Genomic DNA, 17,520 nt, shown 5'->3' on the forward strand with positions numbered 1-17,520 from the left:
GCACCCTCCCCCGGCCCTCCGCTCCCGTGTTAGCGGGCGCTAACCTGCGCTTATGACTGTGAACCTCGAGGTTGCCGACGGCGTTGCCACCTTCCGCCTTGACCGTCCCCCGATGAACGCGCTCGACGTCGCCACCCAGGACCGGCTGCGGGAGCTCGCGGCCGAGGTGACCCGCCGCGACGACGTGCGCGCGGTGGTCATCTGGGGCGGTGAGAAGGTGTTCGCGGCCGGCGCGGACATCAAGGAGATGCGGGAGATGGACCACGCCGCGATGGTGGTCCGCTCCGGTGACCTGCAAGAGTCCTTCACCGCCGTGGCCCGGATCCCCAAGCCCGTGGTCGCCGCCGTCACCGGCTACGCGCTCGGCGGCGGCTGCGAGCTGGCGCTGTGCGCCGACTTCCGGATCGCCGCGGAGAACGCCAAGCTCGGCCAGCCCGAGATCCTGCTCGGCCTGATCCCGGGCGCGGGCGGCACCCAGCGGCTGGCCCGGCTGGTCGGCCCGGCCAAGGCCAAGGACCTGATCTTCACGGGCCGTCAGGTCAAGGCCGACGAGGCGCTCGCGATCGGCCTGGTGGACCGGGTGGTACCGGCCGAGGAGGTCTATGAGCAGGCCCACGCCTGGGCGGCGAAGCTGGCCAAGGGCCCGGCGATCGCGCTGCGCGCGGCCAAGGAGTCGGTGGACCGGGGGCTGGAGACGGACCTCGACAGCGGTCTCGCCATCGAACGGAACTGGTTCGCCGGGCTGTTCGCCACCGAGGACCGGGAGATCGGGATGCGCAGCTTTGTCGAGGACGGGCCGGGCAAGGCCACCTTCCGCTGACACCCGACCGCTTCCGATCGCCTCGGCCGGGGTTCGCGAAGCCACCCCGGCCGAGGCGTGAAGTTGCGTGGAGTCGCGTATGCCCCGTGCGAGCGAATTTTCTTCGCCAACGATCGACCCTCGACTGACCCGGTCCGGTACGCTGGGTGATCACGCGTACGCGCGGTGACATCGCTGGTCAGGTGGGGTGTTGCGGTTCCCCAACTGCCCTTGGCATATGTCGGATCGGATTTATGGAGCCTGGGGCTCCGGTGTTCGGAATCCCACGGTTCCGCCCCGGATGGCCTTTTGGGCGGCCATGATGGGGGGCATGGCGGGCTTGGAGGGAATGGAGCAGCCGCGGCAGCGCACTGGTACGGCTGCGGTGCGGGGGGCGCCGTCCGTCGAGGACGACCTGGCCCTCAGAGCGCTTGACCTCTTCGGGAACCCCGCGTGCGAGGAGGTGCGGCTGCCCTCCCGCCCCGAGTCCGCGGGGACCGCCCGCCGGATGGCCGAATTCGTGGTGGCGCGGGACTGGGGACTGGGCCTTCAGCTCGCCGAGCACACGGTGCTGCTGGTCTCCGAGCTCGTCGGCAACGCCGTACGGCACACCGGCGCCCGCACCTTCGGGCTGCGGATGCTGCGGCGGCGCGGCTGGATCCGGGTCGAGGTCCGCGACCCGTCCCGGGGGCTGCCGTGTCTGATGCCGGTGGGGGAGCTCGACACCAGCGGACGCGGGCTGATGCTGGTCGACCAGCTCTCCCAGCGGTGGGGCGTCGATCTGCTGCCGTGCGGCAAGACGACCTGGTTCGAGATGCGAGTGGCCGAAAACTGATTGTGCGTGCGCCGAAATAGACCTCACGCGGAGCTGCATGAACTGAAAGGGGCCCCCGTGTCGTCGTGCGCCGACGGCATGGGGACCCCTTCCGTCCCCGGCCATGGCGCGAAAGGGGTGTTCGCCGTGGCATTCGGGGGAAGCGACCTCGCTCGGGTCAATGGGGGTCGCGGCCCCGACTATCGCAGAGACGGTAGAGCAGTTCCAAGCCAACCCAAGGTGAGGTGTAACACTTGCCTTGTTAATGGCGGGTAGAGCGGCAAATTTCCTTCGTTGTCGACCTGATTCTTTCGAAACTCCAGTGGTCCAGACCGTGACACGAAATCTTTCTTTGCCCGTCGGTTCTTGGCATGGCCCTGCCGAGGATTCACCATGGAACCGCGCTACGCGCGTCACACCCCCACGCGTCACCCCCTTTGTCCCCGCTACGACATTCGGGAGACCCCCATGGAAGCGCACGGCCGCACCCCCACCCGGCGCGCCCTGCTCCGCTCAGGCGCCTATCTCGCCACCGCCGCCACCGGACTCGCCGCCACGGCCGCGACGGCCACCACCGCCCACGCCGACGGCAGACACCGCCGCCGCGTGGCCGCCTATCCCCCCACCCACTGGATCCCGGCCTCCACCGCCAACTACCGCGTCTCCAGCCGCCCGACCTCGTATCCGATCGACTTCGTCGTCATCCATGTGACGCAGGAGACCTTCCCGGACGCGATGAAGATCTTCCAGGACCCGGCCAAACAGGTCTCCACCCACTACATGGTCGCCTCGGCCGACGGCTACATCGGGCAGTTCGTCCGGGAGAAGGACGTCGCCTGGCACGCGGGCAACAAGGACTACAACAACCGCAGCATCGGCATCGAGCACGAGGGCTGGGTGGACGACCCCAAGTGGTTCACGGACGAGATGTACGCCTCGTCCGCCGCCCTGACCGCGGCCGTCTGCGACCGCTACGGCATCCCCAAGAACCGCGACCACATCATCGGCCATGTGGAGGTCCCCGGCACCGACCACACCGACCCCGGCCCGCTGTGGGACTGGGACCGCTATATGAGTCTGGTCAACGGAGGGAGCCGGGTGCGCCGCGGAGTCTGAGGCCGCTCACCGCGGCGTATGTGGCGTGCGCCTCGTACGCCGCGCACGGATGCCGAGCGCGCCGTGACACGGCCGAGACGAACCGGCCACCCCCGACCGCTAATCTGTGCGGGTCAAGAAACGCACGGAAGGGGCGGAACAGGTGGCGGACATCGAGGCGGCGCGCAAGGCGTTCGAGCGGTATGACCTCAACGGTGACGGCCAGATCACCGCGGCCGAGTACAAGAGCGTGATGGCGCAGCTGGGGGACCCGTATGTCACGGAGCCCGTCGCCCAGGCCGTCATCAACGCCCACGACTCCAACGGTGACGGGCTGCTCACCTTCGACGAGTTCTGGGCGGCCCAGAACAAGAGCGGTGAGAAGACCGCCTGAGAACCTGAGAACAGGCCGTACGGACGGCGGCGCGGCCGGCGCGTTCAGCGCCAGCCGCGCCGCTGTGCGCCGGCCCGCCGTCTGCGGTCGTTGCACAGCAGACAGCGGCCGTAGCCGGGTGGCAGCGGGTCGTCCGGATCCCCGTACAGCGGATCGACGGCCCCGCGCGGATGCTCTGGGCAGCCCGTCGATCCGTGCTCGGCGGTCAGCGATCCCGCGGCGGCGAGCGCCCGCCGCAGGGCGTCGGTGAGCAGCTCGGTCTCCGGCCCGGAGGGTGCGGCGTCCAGCGAGAAGGCGATGTCCGACGCGGTGGTGAGCGCGCTGCGGAGTTCGCGCAGGTCTGCGTAACTCATACCGGGCAGCGTAGGCGCCCCCACCGACAACGCCCCGAGGGGCCCGGGGCCGGTCAGGTCTCGTCCGCCACGTTCTCCCCGTCCTCCGCCGTGTGGACGTCGGCCACGTCCTCCGTCTCCTCATCGGCGGTGAGCGCCGCCCGGCTGGGGTTGGCCCATGCCTGGAGCGCGGACTTGCTGGAGAAGTTCGCCACGTCCTTGTCCAGCGGGCGGTCGGTGTACTGGTGGATGCGCCACTTCGCCTTGATGCGCGGCTTGCCCGCCGTCACGTAGTCCGCTATCCACAGACCGTCGCCCGCGTACGACGTGGTGTCGTAGTTGAGCCAGAAGTTCCGGTTGCAGTAGAGCATGACCCGGTGGGTGGGCCGCAGCTTCTTGACCTCGCGGATGAACCGGTCCTTCTCGGCGTTGCTGGCGCGGGTGCCGGAACCGGTGGTCTCCCAGTCCACGGCGAGCAGATCGTGCTTCTGGGACGCGCACTTCTCGACGAAGTAGCGCGCCTGCGCCGAGATGTTGCCCGGCCACAGGAAGTGGTAGAAGCCGACGACGCATCCCGCCTTGCGCGCCCGGGACGCCTGCGAGGTCTGCTTCGGGTTGATGTACGACCGGCCTTCGGTGGCCTTGATGAACACGAAGGCCAGCCCGTCCGCGTCAAACGTGGACTGGTGCGAACTCACGTCGATGCCGTGCAGCATGGCGCCTACCTCGGGTCAAGAACGGGTGAATACACGGGTGTTATTCCCCCTCTCGTACGCAGGACCCTACTGGGACGGGATCTCGATCCGCAGCCGTTCGGCGCCACACCGGGGGTGACGGGCGGGAGGAGAAGCGGACCCGAGGGTTTGGCCATCCCCCGGGCCCTGTGATGCCGCCCAACTGCGCACGCCCACCCGGATGGGAACGGGTCAGTCTGATGTCGTCGTGTTCTTCCGTTGAACTACCGCTCCACGAAGCGGGGCGGGCCGGATTCGAACCGGCATCCGACGACCGAGCCCGTGCCCGGTCGGTGAGACGATCGGCGGCGAATGCTGAGGCTGGAGCGAGAATCTGAGATTGAACGCGTGCCACGGGCGCACGGTCCGCTCGTCCGCTCGAAGACCGGGGGCTGAACCCGGCTACCTCCTGGGACGGACCGTCCCCTCTCGTGACCAAGTGCTCGGGGAGGTGGTCAATACCTCCCAACGCAACCGCGCGCATCACGACGAGCTTCAGTATCAGCTTGCGCTCCTCGCGCACCCCGCACCGCCGCTTGACCCGGCGGCCGGGGAGTCCATGACGCTACCCGAACAGGTAGCCGAAGACCACCTCACCCACGCGCTGATCGGTGACCTCGACGCTGTTGGCCTCCTCGCGGGCGAACTTGACCGCCTGCTGGAGCTTCTCCACCCGGTCGAGCACCTCATTGACGCGCCGCGCCGGGAGGGCGCCGGAGAACTTCACGGTCGTCCAGTAGCCGACCGGGATGTCCTCGTAGTACACCTCGACCTGCGCCGGGTGCTTCTCCGTGGCCTCCGCCTTCACATGGTTCCTGGGCACCTTCTTGGTGCGGACGGTCCGCACGGCCTCGGTCTTCCAGCAGTCCGTCGACGGGTCGAGCGACCACGACTCGGCGGCGTCCAGGGTCGGCAGCCTGCGGATGAGGGTGGCGAGATCCGTCAGCTGCTTCTCCAGGAACAGCAGATACGAGACCGGCACCTCACGCAGCAGCGTGCGCCCCTCGACCTCGATGTCCGCCCGGGCCTCGCAGTTCGTCCAGTCCTTGGTGGCGGTCACATCGAACAGCCGGGTCAGCGTGGCCGCGGTCTCCCGAAGGATGTCCTCCGCCTTCACCTGCACCCGCGTCGACTCGGGCGGCAACTGCTCGCCCTCCTCATCCTTCGGCTGATACGTCCGGGAAATCCCCGCCAGCAGCACCGGCTTGTCCAGCCGGCGCTGGGACGCCGTCAGGTCCGCCTGCGTCTTGGACTTGACGCCCTTCTCCACTGCGATGATCTGATTGAGTTTCGCCACGTGAGGGACGCTAGCAGGGCGGAACGCCCGCTCTCGAACGATATTCGAGGACCCCGCCCACCCCGCCCGGGACCGGTCCCGCAGCCGACGTGCCAGCTTGGCCGCGCTGAGGAAGGCCCTCAAAACCACCCACGGGAGTCAGCCATGCGCGGGAACCCCTCTGCCCGACAAGCCGCCTCCGCTGCCTTTGCCGTGGCCGCCGTGCTGCTGCTGGCGGGCTGCGGCACCGACGACACACACCCCAAGGCGGCCTCACCCGAGCCGAGCACGACCACCACGTCGGCCGGCACATCCCCGCCCCCGACGACCAAGCCCCCCACAACCCCCGCCGCCACCCCCTCGGCCCCACCCACCGACCACAGGCTTCCGGCACATGTCCCATCGGACGCCAGTGACCAGGCCAAGGAGGACTTGCTGGGCCTCCGCGCCCTTGAACTCCAAAGCGCCCTACGCGACATCGACCCGGCACTCGGCGCCGCCGAAGACATCAACAAGGCCGGTGAACAGTGCTACGACCTCCGCCGAAAGGCAGCGAACCCCGACGAGAAAGCGGCCCGACGCTTCAGCACCCCACACCACAAGGTGACCGTGTCCAACGGCAAACGAATCAACGCGCTGCTGCGCGGCGACTACTGCTCCTGAGGAACACCGAGGCGCGCCGCGACCGCCTCGGCGGATGCCTAGAAGTTATCCGCGAACGGATCCTGCATTCCTCCCCAATGGAATACATGCGAACCTGTTTCGGGTGAATAGTCCACTCGCGCTCCCGTGTCGGGAAGGTTGAATTCTTCTCGCAGCCATCCGTCGATGGCGAGAGCGGCGACTTCCGCACGGTAGTCGCTGAGCGGAAACGTGAGTCGATGGACTGCGATCTCTACGCCTTCGGGGAAGCGTGAGGAGAGTTTTTCCGAGTGAAGCGATACGCCGACGCAGAGCCACGCCAGATCTTTCCAATTGATGCCCTCGGGAGGGGACAGGTAAATCTTTCGGTAGATTTGAATATGCTGTTGATCTGGCCTGCCGGTTGCGATGCTCTCTGCGGACAGGTCGGCGGCAAGCCCCCCGCTCGGGAAGCGTTTACGGAATTTGAAGGTCCGAATGGCTGTCATTGCTATTCCAAGAATTTCAGCAGATGGAATACGGATTTGCTGAAGAAATGCTCTTCGCCCATTCCGGTTCTGCCTCGTATGTAGTCGTAACCGTGTGGCATTCCATCTCCGTACAGTCGGCTATGGCGATCCATGAACAATTCCGCTTCCCTGGGGCTCATTTCGATCATATCGGCCTTGCGTAGGGTTGCAAAGTCGCGTTCGGAGACTTTGAAGGTCAGTATCTCTACGTCATACCCGCGGCTCTGCCGACGCTCCAGATAGCGCTCGGCATCCGCCCTGCTCCCCCATGAGTAGACACCTTCTCCGTATTGGCCACGGTTCGCTTCTGTAGGCCACGGGGTGCCGTCACCTCGTAGCCGCACGGCGTCTTCAGGGCCTTGCACTGTGTGGAACTCGCGGCAGGGGGCGAGGCCCAGGGGGTCGGTCCAGGTGTGGGGGTTGTGGACATAGGCGACCGGGTTGGGATCCGGTGTGAGGCCGAGGGGGTCGGGGGTGAGGTAGCGGGCGGAATGCGGGTCGTAGTAGCGGTGGTGGTTGTAGTGGAGGCCGGTTTCGGGGTCGAAGTATTGGCCGGGGAAGCGGAGAGGGGTGTAGGCCGTGCTGTCGGCGGCCCAGGTCGTGGTGCCCCAGAGGGTGGAGCGGGTGCGCCAGGCGATGGTGCCTGATTCGTCGATGAGTTCGGTGGGGGTGCCGACCAGGTCGGTGACGATCGCGAAGAAGCGGGCGTCGATCTCGCGTTGGGTGGTGGCTTCGGTGACGCGCTCGGTCTGGGCTATGGGGTGGAGGCCGTCATGGTCCCAGGTGAGGGTGACCGGGTGGGGGAGGTCCGGGGCGGTGGTGGTTTGTTCTATGAGGGTGGGGCCGTCCCAGGTGAAATCCGTTTGCTCCAGGACGCTTTCGCCATCGGCCGCGAGGCGTTGTTTGGCGGTGCGGCGGCCGAAGGGGTCGTAGAGGTAACGCCAGACCGTGCCGTCGGGGGTGGTGACCGATACCAGGCGGTCCTCGGCGTCCCAGGTGTAGCGCCAGGTGTCCGGCTTGCGGGACGGGCGGGTCTTTTGGCGGAGGGTGAGGCGGCCCGCCTCGTCGTGTTCGTAGCGGACCGAGCCCGCGCCGGTGATGCGCGTGCCGGTGTAGGTGCGGGGGCCCGTCGCCTCCTGGGCGGGTTGGGTGCTCGGCCAGGCCGCGTGTGTCTGGTTGCCCGCCTCGTCGTAGGCGTAGGTCTCGGTCCAGCCGTGGGCGTGGACGGCCGTCACCCTGCCTGCCGCGTCCAGGTCGAAGGTGCGTCGGCCCGACAAGTGGTCGTCCACCGCGATGAGGTGGTCGTCGGCGCGGTAGTGGTACGTCCGGTGGTGGACGTTGCCGGCTGCTCCGGTCAGCGATTGCGTGGTCAGGCGGCCGTGCGGGTCCCAAGTATGGGTGAGGGTGAGGGCGTCGCCGATGTGGCGCGTGGTCTCGCGGCCCGCCGCGTCGTGTGCCGAGGCGAGGGTGTGGTTCCCGGCGGTCAGGGCGGTGCGGTTGCCCGCCGTGTCATAGGCGTAGGTCGTGACGGCACCGGTGGGTGTGGTGCGGCGGATGCGGCGGCCCAGGGGGTCGTAGGTGTGCGTCAGGACGCGGCCGTTCACCGTTTCGGACGTCACCCGGCCCAGGGGGTCGCGCTGGTAGACGACCTCCGCGTCCGGGCCGGTGGCTGAGGCCAGGAGCCCCGCGGGGTCGTAGGTGAAGGTCGCGGTGCGGTCGTCTGACGCCTTGCGCATCAGTCGGCCGAGCACGTCGTACTCGTATGTGACGGTCCGGCCCAGCGGATCGGTCCGGGCGGTGAGTTGGCCCGCCGCGTCGTACGCGTATCGCACGACGCGGTCGTCGAAGTCCGTCTCCGCCACCAGGCGGCCCGCCAGGTCGTATGCGTAACTCCAGGTCAGCCCCTGCGGATTGGTGACCTTCGTCAGTCGCAGCGCCGCGTCGTGCTCGAACTCGTAGCGGACGCCGTCCGGGCCCGTGCGGGCGGCCAGCAGGTCGAAGTGGGTGTACTCGTACACGGTCGTGCCGGCGACGGGGTCGGTGTGCGTGGTGCGGTTGCCCTCGCCGTCGTACGTCCAGGACTCCGCCGACCCATCAGGGCCGGTGCGGCGCAGGAGTCTGCCCTCCGGGCTCCAGTCGTAGCGGGTCACCGCGCCCAGCGGGTCCGTCTCGGCCACGACGCGGCCGAACGCGTCCCGCTGGTAGCGGGTCGTGGCTCCCAGCGGGTCGGTGACCTCGATGGGGAGCCCGGCCCCGTCGCAGCGCACCCGGGTGGTCGCGCCCTGCGGATCGGTGACGGCGAGCAGACCTCCGCGCGGGTCGTAGAGGTAGCGGGTGGTGGCGGCGAGCGGGTCGGTGAGGGTGGTGCGGTTGCCTGCCGCGTCGAAGGTCTGCCGCCACACCGCGCCGCCCGGGTCGGTGATCTGTACCGGGTTGCCCCGTGCGTCGAGCACCGCGCCGATCTCGCCGCCGTCCGGCCGGATGACGGCCGTCAGATGGCCGTGCTCGTCGTAGCGGAAGGCGGTGGTGCGGCCCAGCGGGTCGGTCTCGGCGACCGTACGGCCCGCTTGGTCGTACGCCGTGCGGCTGACCGCGCCGGCCGCGTCGATCTCGCCGACGACCTGGTGCGCCTCGTCGATCAGATAGCGGGTGACCGCACCGTCCGGTGAGATCAGGGTCGTGACCTTCAGGCCAGGGAAGGCCGGGTCCACCCCGTCGTAGCCGATGCGGAAGGTGGCGTGGCCGCCCTCGCCGCCCTCGGCGACGACCCGGTCCTGCTCGTCGTAGGCGTAGGAGTACCAGCGGTTGTTGGTGTCGGTCCAGGACGTGACCCGCCCGGCCCGGTCGTAGGCGAAACGCAGAGGCGGGCCCGCGGAGCCCGTGACCTCGGTGAGTTGGCCGTCGGTGTAGCCGTAGCCCATCACCCGTACGTCCCCCAGCCACAGGCCGGTGATCCGTTCGTTCTCCGACGTCAGGCGCAGCCGGTAGCCACCGCTGTGGAGGATCTCGACGGGTGTGCCGGAGGCGTCGTCGTAGGTGAAGGTGACGCGGTTGCCGTTGCGGTCGGCGATCTCGCGCAGGAGTGCCACCGCCCCATCGCCGTACGGGGTGAAGGTGCGGACGAGCCCGGCGTCCGGGTCGGTGAGGGTGTACGTACCGCCGTCCGCCGTCCGTGCCAGCGGCCACCGCGGACCCTCCGCCGGCAGGACCGCGGCGCCGCCTGGCACCGGATGCGGATAGGCCAGCAGCAGACCGTCCTCGGTGAAGAACACCACGCCCTGCTCGTCGGACTCCAACCGCTGGTCGGCCGTCGATGCCCAGGTCGGCCCGAACCACCGCCCCGCGCGGTACCCGGAGTCCACCCGGCGGGAGAACACCAGCGGCAGCACACCCGGCAGCTCCACATCCGTCTGCGGCAGGAACATCCGCCCGGTCGCCAGATCCACCGGATCGGTACGGCCGTGCCGCACCCGGTCCCAGGTACGGGAGAACACCCCCCGGCCACGGCTCCGGAGCGCGCCGCGCGCCCACTGCGTCGCCTCACGCGCCGCCAGCCTGGCCCCGAGGCGTGAGGCGACCGGCGCCAGGGCGCGCGGGGCGAGGCCCATCAGCAGGGTCTCCGCCAGCCCTCCGCCCATGGCGAGCTCCAGCGGCAGCGCGTAGGGCATGGCGAACATGGCGAGGGTGAGGAGGAGGGGAAGGCCGGTCTCGAGGAGTTTTTCCAGGAGGAAGCGGTCGGTGCCCAGGATGTCGTAGCCGGCGAGCGGGGCCTCGCCGTCCGCGATGGCCGACCAGCGGGACAGCAGCAGGACGCCGACGACGAGCGAGCCCGCGCAGACGGCGATCCGGAACTGGACCAGGGCGACGGCCTCGCCCAGCGGGGACGCGCCCGCGGCCCGGTAGCCGCGTACGGCGGAGATCAGGCGCCACAGGGTCAGGGCCAGCCCGGCCAGGCCGACGCCGACCAGAATCCGCAGCCCGGTGCCCCCGGTGAAGTACTCCTGTAGATCCTTCGTGGACGGGAAGGAGCCCACCGCCAGATACAGCAGGGAGGGGACGGCCAGCAGCAGGCTCAGCACCAGAAGCGCCTTCTCGTGCCGCGGCCGGCGGGGTCGCTGCTCCCGGGCCCGGTGCCACAGCTGCCGTAAGGTCACGCCACGCCATGCCTCCTGGCCGCGGGTGGCGTCCATGCGGTGGGTCTGCTGGACGACCGACTCGCGCAGCGGCTCCAGCTTCTCCGCGCGGGTACGGGGGTGGGCCGTGGCGTACAGCAGCGCTCGGCGCTGCCGGGCGTAGCCCAGGGCGATGATCCACGTGGCCGGAAGGCGCAGCAGGGCGTACCCGAGGAGAGCTTCGAAGGCGGTCTGGCCCTGACGTTCGGCGGCCGGCACGACATCGGGCGCGCGGCGCCGCCCCAGGCGGGACCGGCGCAGATCCCAGATCCACGCGGCGGCAAGGCATCCGAGGACGATCCACAGCCCCCACTCCCCGGCCAGCCGCTCCCTCCACTCCACCACGGTTTGGTCGCCCGGGAAGGCCGCGGCGTAGTTGTACACCCAGTGGACCGCCACCGCACCGGCCATCGGCACCAGCGCCGCCGCCCGGGTCAGCGCGCGGGCACCACACCACAGCAGGCCCACCGCCAGTCCACCCAGAGCACTGGCGAAGATGTGTACGTCATAGGGGAGTACCGCCCCCTCGACGACTTCGACGGTGCCGGTCGGTGAGGGAAACCAACTGCCGAGGATCTGGCCGAGGCCGGGAACGTACGGGTGGTCGACCAGTCCCTTCGCGATCAACCAGCCTCCCTCATCCGAGGGCACGGCCTTGCCCGCGGACTCGGCGTACATCAGAAGGTTCTCCAGCAGGCTGAACCCCGCTCCGGCGGCGCCACCCAGCACCACGAAGTCCGCCAGACCCCACTGCATCCGCCCGCGCAGCGCCCACCCCGCGACCAGGAGCGGTGCGATCTTGATCAGCTCCTCCACCACGGGAGCCGTCGTCCACGACACCAGATCGACGACGGCCGCCAGCGACTTGTGCCTCGTGGTCGCCAACTGACGTGCCACCACGAGCTCCAGCAGCATCGAGAGCACACCGCAGCCGTACGCACCCACCCCGAAGGCGAGCAGCACCGTCGGCCACCGCACCGTCCGCACCGGCCAGGACAGCAACAGCAGCTGCAACACGGCCCATACCGACGCGAGCGCCATCCATAACGCCACGCCCCGCGACCCCCTCAACGTTGCCAGTGATCCGTCACGCTAAGTCGAACGGCGATCACGTACAAGGGAGTTCATGGTCATGTGGCCTCTGGACCCACGCTCTGCGCGGGTCCTCGGCGGGGCCGTGGGTCCGACGCTCACTGGTGCCGGGACGGGCGGGTGCGGGGCAGCAGGAACGCGGTGATGACCAGCCAGATGAGCCCGCCGAAGCGGACGACCGGCAGCAGGTAGCCGAACGGGTCGGCGATCAGCGAAAGCAGCGAGACCATGCCCGCGGCGGCCAGCGCCAGCCCGGTCCAGGTGAGCGGGCGGGGCAGCAGGCGGGTCATCAGCCCGGTCACCGAGATGCCGGAGACGAGCATCGCGAACGTCACCGAGTAGGCGACGCCGCCGGACAGGAACGACAGGTCGGCCAGTGCGCGGGCCAGGGCCGGATCGGCGTCCATGGGCAGACGGCCGCCGGTCCAGCCGAACAGCGCGCTCCCGGTCAGCGCCACGGCCGCCAGCACCCCGCCCACCAGCGTGATCGCCGAGCCCGGTGCGGTGATGCCGAGCGCTCGCAGCCGCCGGTAGAGCACCGCCGCCAGCAGCGCCAGCGGCATGGCCGAGGCGAACAGCAGGAGCGAACCCAGCTCGATGGTGCCGCCGTTGTCCCGCGCGTACTTCAGAACCTCCTTGCCGGAGGCGTCGGGGCGTGGGGTCGAGCTGTTGACGACGACGTAGCCGATGGTCAGGACGGCGAACGCGAGCACGGGCGCCGGCAGCGGAGGCCCGCCCTGCGGGCGGCGCCCGGAGGTGCGCTCGGCGGGGGCGGTCCGGGTGGACGGGGTGGGGGGCGTCTGGGGTGTCGTGCTGGGCATGGCTTCTCCTCCGTTGGGTCGGCTCAGGGCAACCGATACGAAGGATAATGATTACAAGCTGAAACGATTGTCAAGCGGCTATGATGTCTGCATGGGAATGACCAATGAAGGTGAACGGCCACCGGGACAGCCCCCGACCGGTGCCGCCTTCCTGCTCGCCCAGCTCGGCGCCCACGCCGCCGAGCTGTTCGCCGAACGCCTCGCCGAGCTGGACCTGACCCCGCCCCAGGGCGGCCTGCTCCGGCTGCTGGCCGACTCACCCGGCCGCAGCCAGCGCGAGCTCGCCGACGACCTGGGCATGCCGCCGAGCCGGTTCGTCGCGTTCGCCGACGAACTGGAGGAGCGCGGGCTGATCGAACGCCGCAGGAACCCCGCCGACCGGCGGCTGTACGCGGTTCATCTGACCGATGAGGGCGTGAAGTTGCTGGCAGGGCTGCGGAAGGTGGGCGCTGAGCACGAGCGCCGGATGACCGACGGCCTCTCGGAGCAGGAGCGGGATCAACTGACCGGACTGCTCCGACGGCTGGCGGACCGGCAGGGCCTCAGCCCCGGCGTCCACCCCGGCTTCCGCACGGTCCGCGCCGAACGCCCCGGCCGCGGGGGAGGCCGCCGGAAGGGGAGAGGGGCGCCTCCCCCCGTACGCTGAGCGCGGCATGCCACACCCGTCGCGCGGGTTCGGGGAGGTGAGTCATGGCCGCCGAGATGGTCGCTCCGGCGTGGATGCACGAGCAGATCACGGCTGAGCAGTACGACTCCTGGTCCGAGGAGCAGTGCGCGGGCATCGAGATCGTGGACGGGATGGTCGTGGTGAGCCCCGGCCCGTCGAAGCGGCATAACCGACTGGCTCGGATCCTGGCCAACGCTCCGTTTCCAGTGCGGGTGGATCTCGGTCAGCTCTGACGGCTCAGCGCACCGCGTAGCCGCCCAAGGAAGGCTCCAGCAGGTCGAAGACCTTCTCGGCTGAGCGGGTTGCCGTGGTGGCGATTTCCTCGTCGGGGCGGCCCGCGCGGGTGAGGGTCTGGACGTGGTGGAACAGGGTGCGGTGGGCGGCGGTGAGGAGGGCGGCGGCGGCTCGGGGGGTGGGGTCCTCCGGGGTGGGTGCCGTGGCGGTGGTGAGCGCGTCCGCCAGGGCTTCCTCGCGTTGGTCGTGGAGTTCGCGGAGCCTCGCGGTCAGGGTGGGGCTGTCGGCGAGCATGCGGGCGAACTCCGGGCTGGAGAAGCCGACGACGGGGTCGTGACGCTCGACCGCGGCCAGATATGCGCGGCGCAGCGCGGTCAGGGCGGATTCGCCGGTCGGGCGGTCCGCGACCGTCCGGGCCAGGGCGGTGGTGATGGTCTCGTGGTAGTCGAGGGCCAGGTCTTCCTTGCGTGGGAAGTAGTTCGTGACCGTCATCTTGGCCACCTGGGCGGCCGTCGCGATCTCCGCGATGGTCACCGCCTCGAAGCCACGCTCCATGAAGAGCCTGGTCGCGGTGTCGGAGATCATCTGGCGCGTCTGCCGCTTCTTCAGCTCGCGCAGTCCTGCTGTCATGTCACCCATCTTCGCATGGGCGGTTCTAAGATTGTGCTTGACCTAATTTTAGGTTCAGACTATTTTTCTGTTCGTCAGTCACCACGAGCCATGCTGAGGAGCGCGTTTGAACCTGCGTCTGATGAGCGTGCACGCCCACCCCGACGACGAGTCCAGCAAGGGCGCGGCCACGCTGGCCAAATACGCCGCCGAGGGGGTGGAGGTGCTGGTGGTCACCTGCACGGGAGGGGAGCGTGGCGATGTGCTCAACCCCGCCATGGACCGCCCCGGTGTGCGGGAGAACCTCGCCGCGATCCGGCGGGGCGAGATGGCCGAGGCCCGCCGGATCCTCGGCGTACGGCAGCAGTTCCTGGGGTTCGTCGACTCGGGGCTCCCGGGGCCGGGCGAGACGCTGCCCGAGGGGTGCTTCGCGCTCGCGCCGCTGGAGGAGGCGGCCGGGTGGCTGGTGGGGCTGATGCGGAGCTTCCGGCCGCATGTGGTCGTCACGTACGACGAGACCGGCGGCTATCCGCACCCGGATCACATCAGGACCCATGAGGTGACGGTCGCCGCCTTTGACGCGGCGGGCGAGGCCGACCGCCATCCCGAGGCGGGCGCGCCCTGGCGGCCCCTGAAGCTCTACTACCAGGGCGGTTTGTCGCGGCCCTGGTTCCAGGCCTTGCACGACGCCATGACCGCGCGGGGCATGGACTCAGGGATGCGGGAGGTGCTCGCCGAACTGCCCGAGGCGGGGCTGGAGATCACCACGCGGGTGCCGTGCGCGGAGTACTTCGCGACCAGGGACCGGGCCCTGCTCGCCCATGCCACACAGATCGACCCGAACGCCGGGTTCATGCTTCACGACCGTGACATTGAGCGGCAGGTCTGGCCCACTGAGGAATACCACCTGGCCCGGTCCCATGTCGAAGTCGGCGTCGATGTCGGCATCGATGCCGCGACTTTCGAGAACGACCTGTTCGCCGGTGTGCGGTGCCCTCAGGGGCCTACCGCGGCGGCAGGTGCCGCAGCTTCTCGGGGTTGCGGATGATGCGGATCTCGGTGATGCGCCCGTCCTCGACCTCCGCACAGGCGACCGTGTCCGGGCGGCCCGCGACCGTGAGCAGCAGGCCCGGCCGGCCGTTGACGTCCACCGCGTGCGCCTGGGGGTCCTCCATCGGCTGGGCGATGACGGCGGCGAGGAAACGGGCGACCTTGTCCGCGCCCCGCTGCGGGCGGAGGGCGGCCTTCACCTTGCCGCCGCCGTCGCTCCACGCCGTCACATCGGGGGCCAGCAGCTCCATCATGCGGTTCAGGTCGCCGCCGAGACACGCGGCCAGGAACTCCTCGGTGACCTGCCGCCGCACCTCCGCCGGGGCGTCGTAACGCGGCCGGCGGGCCTGGACATGGGCCCTGGCCCGGCTGCCCACCTGCCGTACGGCCGCCTCGCCGCGGTCCAGCATTCCGGCGATCTCCCGGAAGGAGAAGCCGAAGACCTCCTTGAGTACGAAGACCGCCCGCTCCAGCGGCGACAGACTCTCCAGGACGACGAGCATGGCGAGCGAGACCGACTCGGCCAGCTCCACCTCCTCGCCGACGTCCGGCCGGGTGACCAGCGGCTCGGGCAGCCAGGGTCCGACGTACTGCTCGCGGGTGGCGGCGGCCGAGGTGAGCCGGTTGAGCGCGAGGTTGGTGACCGTACGGGTCAGATAGCCCGCCGGGTTCTCCACCGGCGTGGACACCTGACTACAGCGCAGCCAGGCGTCCTGCACCATGTCCTCGGCATCGGCGACGGAGCCGAGCATGCGGTAGGCGATGCCGAACAGCATCCGCCGGTGCTCTTCGAAGGTGCTCGTGTCGATCACGCCCGCGACGGTACCGCGCAGGCGTCCGAGAAGCCCTGGCTGGTCAGGCCGAAGGCGCTATTGACCCGCGAGCGGTAGTTCTCCAGGCCGACGATGGCGGTGAGTTCGACGAACGCCGCCTCACCCAGCCGCTCGATCAGGTCGGCCGCGAGCTCGTCGGTCACGCGGGGCTCGGTCTCGGTCATCGCCTCGGCGTAGTCCAGGACGAGCAGCTCAAGATCGGTGAAGGCGTCCTCGTGGTCGCGCCACCGCGGCACCTTGGAGATCTTGTCCATCGGGAGCCCGAGGTTATCGGCCTCCCAGTGCCCGAAGTCCATGCACCACGAGCAGTTGATCCTGGCCGCCGCGGCCATGACCGCGAGGTGCTTGAGGCCCGGGTCGAGGCGGTTCCACTTGGCGGCGCCGCGCTCGGCCCGTACGTAGGTGAGCAGCACCCGCGGATTGTGGCCGACGGCCAGACCGGGGTGGAGCACCTTGCCGTAGGTGCGCCGGGAGTACCAGGCGCCGATGCGGTTGAGCAGGGTGCTGGGCGGGGTGAGCGGGATACGGGCCATGGCGGGCTCTCCATCGTGTCGTATCTGTGGTGGCAATGCCGTGCAGTACAGGTACGACAGAGCAGCCCGCCGGAGTGTGACATGCGGCCGGTGCCGGATTATGCCGTTGCGGGTGAGAAGCGGGACTACGATGGCGCTCTGGTCATCGCTCGGCCATGTCACCCATCCACACTCTGCGCCCCATCTCATCCAGTTCCGTTTTCCACCGGGCGCATTCGGGCATCGCCCGGCGCAGTAGCCGCCAGTAGTCCGGACCATGGCCCGAGACCCGGACATGTGCCAGCTCGTGCGCGATCACGTAGTCGACCAGGTGGAAGGGGAGCTGGAAGGTGGCCCAGTGGAGTGCGATCCGGCCAGACCGGTGGGTGCCCCAGCGGCGGCCCACGTCCCGTACCTCGATCCGCGGCTCGTCGACATCCATACGCGCCGCCCATGGCTGGAGGCGCCCTCGAGCCCAGCGCAACCCACTGCGGGTGTACCAGTCCGCCAGCGCGCGCCGAGCCCGCGCGGGATCGGCCGCCGTGGCCAGGTCCATGCGCAGCCGACCCGCGACGAGCCGTACGGGCGCTCCCGGATCGTCCACGTACAGCAGCCGGTAATCCCGGCCGAGGTAGCGGTGGATCTCCCCGTCGGCCAGCCTCCGGGTGGGGTGCAGCGGCCGGCGCTCCTCACGCAGGCGCAGCTTCTCGTCGATCCAGCGGCCGTTGGCGCGGACGAACGCCTCCGCCCGCTCGGGCAGGCACGCCGTGGGTACACGCAGGATCAGCGACCCGTCCCGCTCGACAGTCAGGCCGAGGCGGGAGCGGCGCGCGTTGACCCGCACCTCCAGCGTGCGGTCGTCCACCGACAGCTTCTGCCCGTCGGTGAGGCAGGCGCTGTCGGCGGGGGAGTGGGGGCTTGCGTCGGACACGGCC

At 69.6% G+C, this 17,520-nt stretch carries 17 protein-coding genes and 1 pseudogene; 8 read left to right on the forward strand and 10 right to left on the reverse strand.

Annotated features, from left to right (window positions below; all coding sequences use genetic code 11):
• Positions 1–52: 52 nt before the first annotated feature.
• The 4 genes from ACJX2R_RS35050 to ACJX2R_RS35065 all read left to right on the forward strand — a co-directional run bounded on the left by ACJX2R_RS35050 (position 53) and on the right by ACJX2R_RS35065 (position 3,102).
• Positions 53–820, forward strand: coding sequence for an enoyl-CoA hydratase/isomerase family protein (locus tag ACJX2R_RS35050; RefSeq protein WP_262701665.1), 768 nt, complete (start codon positions 53–55; stop codon positions 818–820).
• 310 nt (positions 821–1,130) lie between these two features.
• A complete protein-coding gene (locus tag ACJX2R_RS35055; RefSeq protein WP_262701666.1) occupies positions 1,131–1,634 on the forward strand; it encodes an ATP-binding protein in 504 nt (167 codons plus the stop codon).
• A gap of 447 nt (positions 1,635–2,081) precedes the next feature.
• Positions 2,082–2,729 carry an N-acetylmuramoyl-L-alanine amidase gene (locus ACJX2R_RS35060; protein ID WP_413103378.1) on the forward strand — a complete coding sequence of 216 codons (648 nt, stop codon included), beginning with the start codon at positions 2,082–2,084 and terminating at the stop codon, positions 2,727–2,729.
• A gap of 142 nt (positions 2,730–2,871) precedes the next feature.
• Positions 2,872–3,102, forward strand: coding sequence for an EF-hand domain-containing protein (locus tag ACJX2R_RS35065; RefSeq protein WP_037960901.1), 231 nt, complete (start codon positions 2,872–2,874; stop codon positions 3,100–3,102).
• Positions 3,103–3,146: 44 nt separating this feature from the next.
• Here ACJX2R_RS35065 and ACJX2R_RS35070 read toward each other — a convergent pair whose 3' ends face one another.
• The 3 genes from ACJX2R_RS35070 to ACJX2R_RS35080 all read right to left on the reverse strand — a co-directional run bounded on the left by ACJX2R_RS35070 (position 3,147) and on the right by ACJX2R_RS35080 (position 5,465).
• Positions 3,147–3,455, reverse strand: coding sequence for a hypothetical protein (locus tag ACJX2R_RS35070; RefSeq protein WP_020868286.1), 309 nt, complete (start codon positions 3,453–3,455; stop codon positions 3,147–3,149).
• A 53-nt stretch (positions 3,456–3,508) separates the two neighbouring features.
• Positions 3,509–4,150 (reverse strand): glycoside hydrolase family 25 protein, encoded by a 642-nt coding sequence (locus ACJX2R_RS35075; RefSeq protein ID WP_413103379.1) that lies wholly within the window; start codon positions 4,148–4,150, stop codon positions 3,509–3,511.
• A 583-nt stretch (positions 4,151–4,733) separates the two neighbouring features.
• Entirely contained in the window at positions 4,734–5,465 is a 732-nt protein-coding gene (locus ACJX2R_RS35080) for a hypothetical protein (RefSeq protein ID WP_413103380.1), read from the reverse strand.
• A gap of 144 nt (positions 5,466–5,609) precedes the next feature.
• Here ACJX2R_RS35080 and ACJX2R_RS35085 point away from each other — a divergent pair, with 144 nt between their 5' ends.
• Positions 5,610–6,107, forward strand: a complete 498-nt coding sequence (locus ACJX2R_RS35085) for a hypothetical protein (RefSeq protein ID WP_413103381.1) — start codon at positions 5,610–5,612, stop codon at positions 6,105–6,107.
• Between the two features lie 38 nt (positions 6,108–6,145).
• Here ACJX2R_RS35085 and ACJX2R_RS35090 read toward each other — a convergent pair whose 3' ends face one another.
• The 3 genes from ACJX2R_RS35090 to ACJX2R_RS35100 form a co-directional block, all read right to left on the reverse strand.
• On the reverse strand, positions 6,146–6,574 hold the full coding sequence (locus ACJX2R_RS35090) for a hypothetical protein (protein WP_413103382.1): 429 nt from the start codon (positions 6,572–6,574) through the stop codon (positions 6,146–6,148).
• 2 nt (positions 6,575–6,576) lie between these two features.
• On the reverse strand, positions 6,577–11,808 hold the full coding sequence (locus ACJX2R_RS35095) for a DUF6531 domain-containing protein (RefSeq protein ID WP_413103383.1): 5,232 nt from the start codon (positions 11,806–11,808) through the stop codon (positions 6,577–6,579).
• 149 nt (positions 11,809–11,957) lie between these two features.
• A complete protein-coding gene (locus ACJX2R_RS35100) occupies positions 11,958–12,680 on the reverse strand; it encodes a DUF4386 domain-containing protein (RefSeq protein WP_413103384.1) in 723 nt (240 codons plus the stop codon).
• 91 nt (positions 12,681–12,771) lie between these two features.
• On the opposite strand from ACJX2R_RS35100, the gene ACJX2R_RS35105 reads away from it, so the two are divergent.
• Positions 12,772–13,326: a MarR family winged helix-turn-helix transcriptional regulator gene (locus ACJX2R_RS35105; protein ID WP_413103385.1), complete on the forward strand. Its 555-nt coding sequence runs from the start codon at positions 12,772–12,774 to the stop codon at positions 13,324–13,326.
• A gap of 44 nt (positions 13,327–13,370) precedes the next feature.
• Positions 13,371–13,544 (forward strand): annotated as a pseudogene (locus ACJX2R_RS35110) (Uma2 family endonuclease); the annotation flags it as partial.
• Positions 13,545–13,584: 40 nt separating this feature from the next.
• Here the strand turns inward: ACJX2R_RS35110 and ACJX2R_RS35115 are convergent.
• Positions 13,585–14,211: a TetR/AcrR family transcriptional regulator gene (locus tag ACJX2R_RS35115; protein ID WP_262701681.1), complete on the reverse strand. Its 627-nt coding sequence runs from the start codon at positions 14,209–14,211 to the stop codon at positions 13,585–13,587.
• Between the two features lie 121 nt (positions 14,212–14,332).
• Between ACJX2R_RS35115 and mca the strand changes: the two genes are divergently transcribed.
• Positions 14,333–15,238 (forward strand): mycothiol conjugate amidase Mca, encoded by a 906-nt coding sequence (gene mca, locus ACJX2R_RS35120; protein ID WP_413106017.1) that lies wholly within the window; start codon positions 14,333–14,335, stop codon positions 15,236–15,238.
• Here the strand turns inward: mca and ACJX2R_RS35125 are convergent.
• From ACJX2R_RS35125 to ACJX2R_RS35135, 3 genes are all read right to left on the reverse strand, one after another.
• Positions 15,195–16,052 carry an RNA polymerase sigma-70 factor gene (locus ACJX2R_RS35125; protein ID WP_413103386.1) on the reverse strand — a complete coding sequence of 286 codons (858 nt, stop codon included), beginning with the start codon at positions 16,050–16,052 and terminating at the stop codon, positions 15,195–15,197. The two genes, mca and ACJX2R_RS35125, sit on opposite strands and share 44 nt — an antisense overlap.
• The gene (locus tag ACJX2R_RS35130; RefSeq protein WP_413103387.1) at positions 16,049–16,606 is read right to left on the reverse strand and encodes a carboxymuconolactone decarboxylase family protein; all 558 of its coding nucleotides are present in this window, start codon (positions 16,604–16,606) and stop codon (positions 16,049–16,051) included. Before ACJX2R_RS35130 ends, ACJX2R_RS35125 begins: the two co-directional genes overlap by 4 nt.
• A gap of 142 nt (positions 16,607–16,748) precedes the next feature.
• Positions 16,749–17,516 (reverse strand): M48 family metallopeptidase, encoded by a 768-nt coding sequence (locus tag ACJX2R_RS35135; RefSeq protein WP_413103388.1) that lies wholly within the window; start codon positions 17,514–17,516, stop codon positions 16,749–16,751.
• Between the last annotated feature and the right edge of the window lie 4 nt (positions 17,517–17,520).

The organism is Streptomyces sp. Inha503 (genome assembly GCF_047215865.1).
GTDB classification, from domain to species: Bacteria; Actinomycetota; Actinomycetes; order Streptomycetales; family Streptomycetaceae; genus Streptomyces; species Streptomyces lycopersici.

Coding starts and splice junctions, on each gene's coding strand:
- ACJX2R_RS35050 (WP_262701665.1), top strand. CDS start 53: ATGACTGTGAACCTCGAGGTTGCCGACGGCGTTGCCACCTTCCGCCTT.
- ACJX2R_RS35055 (WP_262701666.1), top strand. CDS start 1,131: ATGGCGGGCTTGGAGGGAATGGAGCAGCCGCGGCAGCGCACTGGTACG.
- ACJX2R_RS35060 (WP_413103378.1), top strand. CDS start 2,082: ATGGAAGCGCACGGCCGCACCCCCACCCGGCGCGCCCTGCTCCGCTCA.
- ACJX2R_RS35070 (WP_020868286.1), bottom strand. CDS start 3,455: ATGAGTTACGCAGACCTGCGCGAACTCCGCAGCGCGCTCACCACCGCG.
- ACJX2R_RS35075 (WP_413103379.1), bottom strand. CDS start 4,150: ATGCTGCACGGCATCGACGTGAGTTCGCACCAGTCCACGTTTGACGCG.
- ACJX2R_RS35085 (WP_413103381.1), top strand. CDS start 5,610: ATGCGCGGGAACCCCTCTGCCCGACAAGCCGCCTCCGCTGCCTTTGCC.
- ACJX2R_RS35090 (WP_413103382.1), bottom strand. CDS start 6,574: ATGACAGCCATTCGGACCTTCAAATTCCGTAAACGCTTCCCGAGCGGG.
- ACJX2R_RS35095 (WP_413103383.1), bottom strand. CDS start 11,808: ATGGCGCTCGCGTCGGTATGGGCCGTGTTGCAGCTGCTGTTGCTGTCC.
- ACJX2R_RS35100 (WP_413103384.1), bottom strand. CDS start 12,680: ATGCCCAGCACGACACCCCAGACGCCCCCCACCCCGTCCACCCGGACC.
- ACJX2R_RS35105 (WP_413103385.1), top strand. CDS start 12,772: ATGGGAATGACCAATGAAGGTGAACGGCCACCGGGACAGCCCCCGACC.
- ACJX2R_RS35115 (WP_262701681.1), bottom strand. CDS start 14,211: ATGACAGCAGGACTGCGCGAGCTGAAGAAGCGGCAGACGCGCCAGATG.
- mca (WP_413106017.1), top strand. CDS start 14,333: ATGAGCGTGCACGCCCACCCCGACGACGAGTCCAGCAAGGGCGCGGCC.
- ACJX2R_RS35130 (WP_413103387.1), bottom strand. CDS start 16,606: ATGGCCCGTATCCCGCTCACCCCGCCCAGCACCCTGCTCAACCGCATC.